We start from the raw sequence: 2,785 nt of genomic DNA, 5'->3' as shown, positions 1-2,785 counted from the left end.
ATGGGGTTCCCGTGCAGCCGCGTGCCCGGCGTGCCCTCCGCCATCTCCTCCGGCCGGCAGAACTGGGCGTTGAAGGGCACCGCGTGATGCGCGGGAATGACCGCATCCTCGATCACGACGGTGTTGGAGCCGGAGGACCGCATCCCCAGGATCTCGTCCCCGCCCCAATCCTTCAGGATCGTGTATTGCCCCTGCGGCACCACGATGAGCACGGGGGAGGGTGGCGTTCCATCCCCGTTCTGCAGCAGCGCCGTGCCGATGAAATGCGTCGCATGCGGCACGCCCGAGGAATAGTTCCAGCGCCCCTTGATGCGCAGGCCGCCCGGCACGGGCGTCGCCGTTCCCAGCGGCTGGGCCCGGTGTGGGGAGATGAAATGGCCGGTTTCGCCGAATAACTCGCGCTGCGCCTTCTCCGGCCAGTGGCTGGCCAATAGAAAGGCATGTGAGGCCGCCAGCGTGAGGCACCAGCCCACGCCTGGATCGCCGCGTGAGACCTCCACCATCGTCCGGAAGAAGACGGGCAGACTGAATTCATAGCCGCCGAACATCCGGGGCTGCGTAATGCGGTAGAAGCCCATCCGCTCGAAGGTGGCATGCACGTCTTCGGCATAGGTGCCGAGCAGCTCGTGCTCCTTCTGCCTCTCCCGCAGCATGGGCCGCAGGGAGATGGCACGACCAAGGAGATCCTCCGGGGTCAGGCCGGGTTCGGGCACAGCGAGCGAGACTGGAGGCACGACTGACGGATGGCCCATGACGGCGAGCTGCATACGGATGCTTCCTTCCCTGTGCCGCGCGTTCGTTGAGGCGTGCCATGCAGTGCATGCGATGTCGGCCACTAAAACCGTGTATCGATACACTGCATCGGCGTAATGCACGCTATGTCGGGGGCTTGATTCTTGTCAACCGCCTTCTTTGCCCGTTGCAATGGGTACTGCTGGACAGCAGCTGTTTGACCCTTGCCCCTGATAGCGGACACCTCGGATAAGCTCCTGAGGGCATTGGCAAGTTGTTTGACGAGAGGGCGAGTTTGGCCGCGTGACGGAGGGTGCGGCAGGATCAGGACGCTGCTTGGGCGCAGGTCTCCTGCCGCCAGATCCGAAAGGCCTTGGTCTGAGCGCGCCGGTACTCGATGGTCGTCATCAGGTGCCGTCGCGGACGGAAATGGCCATAGATCATGCCGTGTGCCGCGAGGAAACGCTGGGCCTGCCCGGCCGACTTGAAACGCTGCATCTGCCGCTCTCGACGGCGGGTGGGCCGATGCGAGTTCTCCGCCCGGTTATTGAGGTAGCGGCTGCTCCGATGCCGGACCTCTGGCAGCATTTCGCGCTGAGCTACGCCGTAGCTCTTCAGCCCGTCAGTGACCAACCGACGCGGCTTGTACTTGAGGCCTGCGAGCAGGCGCTTGAAGAACCGCTTGGCTGCACTCCCGTTCCGTCGATCCTGAACGAGGATGTCCAGCACCACGCCGTGCTGGTCCACCGCTCGCCAGAGGTAATGCAGCACGCCATCGATACGCAAAAATACCCCATCGAGGTGCCAGGTAGCGCCCGGCTTCGGCCGACGCCGCCGCAGCTTTGCCGCGAACCCCGGGCCGAACTTCCGGCACCAGTTCCGGAGGTTCTGTTGCGAGCTTGCGGAGCCTCCCTGAGCAGGTACAAACCACGGCATGGCAAGACGGCGGAGAGTGGCCTCGGTGAGGCCGGATCAGGCCTTCAAGGGGCGGCAGTTCACTGCGGAAGTGATCCTCTGGGCAGTCCGCTGGTACCTGATGTTCCCGGTCAGCTACCGCGATCTTGAGCTGATGCTCGCCGACCGCGGTGTGGACGTCGCGCACACCACCCTCTTCCGCTGGACCCAGACTTATGCGCCGGAGATCGAGAGGCGGATCCGGCCGCACTTGCGTGCCTCGAACGGCTCTTGGCGGGTCGACGAGATGGGGTATCCCGGCCTGGCGTAGCCGCCAGCCCTTGTTTGGGCGGAGCGGAGTGCCTGGTTTGGGAAGGCTGGCGGTAGCCTGCCAGCTTCATGCCCCAGCTCTGGAGGACGGTGCCATGCTCTATTGCGGACTGGACGTATCTCTGAAGCTGACGGCGCTTTGTGTTGTGGACGGCGATGGACGGGTGGTCAGGGAGGCCAGGCTGGCCACGGATCCGGAGGTGATCAGCCGCTTTCTCCAGGAGAATGAGCTCGGCTGCGAGCGCATCGGCCTGGAGTCCGGAGGGACGTCGTCCTGGCTCTGCCTGGAGCTGCGCAGGCTCGGACACCCTGCCGTGTGTATCGACGCCAGGCATGCGGCAGCCGCCCTGCAGGCGGGGTTCCGGAACAAGAACGACCGCAATGATGCCCACGGCATCGCCGAGCTGATGCGCGTGAGGACCTATCGCGAGGTCTGGATCAAGTCACAGGAGAGCCAACGCCGGGGCATGCTGCTGACGGCCCGTGGGACACTGCACAGCCAGAGGGTTGCCCTGGAGAACACGATCCGTGGCCTGCTGCGGCTCGAGGGGATCCAGTTTCCAACCCGCGGGAGCCGCTTTGCCGAAGATGTCCTGGAGCGGATTGGCGGTTGCGATGCTTTGCATCCGATCATCCGCCCCCTGCTGGAGGCGCGTGCCACGATCATACGCCAGATCCTTGTCCTGGACCGGCAGATCATCACGGCAGCGCAGCAGGATCCTGTGTGCCGCCTGCTGATGACGATCCCGGGCGTGGGCGCGCATACCGCGCTGTCCTTCAAGGCCTGCGTTGACAACCCCGCGCGCTTCCGGCGGTCGCGAACCGTTGG

Annotated in this window: 3 protein-coding genes and 1 pseudogene; 2 read left to right on the top strand and 2 right to left on the bottom strand. The window is 65.0% G+C overall.

Annotation, left to right across the window (positions count from 1 at the left end; genetic code table 11):
- A partial coding sequence (locus tag ACO1BU_RS36685) for an acyl-CoA dehydrogenase family protein (RefSeq protein WP_424140792.1) occupies positions 1-767 on the bottom strand: 767 nt, incomplete at its 3' end.
- 289 nt (positions 768-1,056) lie between these two features.
- On the bottom strand, positions 1,057-1,668 hold the full coding sequence (locus ACO1BU_RS36680) for an IS6 family transposase (RefSeq protein WP_424140791.1): 612 nt from the start codon (positions 1,666-1,668) through the stop codon (positions 1,057-1,059).
- Between ACO1BU_RS36680 and ACO1BU_RS36675 the strand changes: the two are divergent.
- Positions 1,667-1,933: pseudogene (locus tag ACO1BU_RS36675) on the top strand (IS6-like element ISPsa2 family transposase); the annotation flags it as partial. The gene ACO1BU_RS36680 and the pseudogene ACO1BU_RS36675 sit on opposite strands and share 2 nt — an antisense overlap.
- Before the next feature lie 118 nt (positions 1,934-2,051).
- On the top strand, positions 2,052-2,785 hold a 734-nt coding region (locus ACO1BU_RS36670), incomplete at its 3' end, for an IS110 family RNA-guided transposase (RefSeq protein WP_424140790.1).

The organism is Roseomonas chloroacetimidivorans (genome assembly GCF_049629625.1).
GTDB classification, from domain to species: domain Bacteria; phylum Pseudomonadota; class Alphaproteobacteria; order Acetobacterales; family Acetobacteraceae; genus Roseomonas; species Roseomonas chloroacetimidivorans.
The sequence above is the reverse complement of the archived record's forward strand: the minus strand, read 5'-3'. Positions and strand labels throughout refer to the sequence as shown.

What these genes read in the sequence shown, in the direction of transcription:
- ACO1BU_RS36680 (WP_424140791.1), bottom strand. Translation starts at nt 1,668, where the DNA reads ATGCCGTGGTTTGTACCTGCTCAGGGAGGCTCCGCAAGCTCGCAACAG.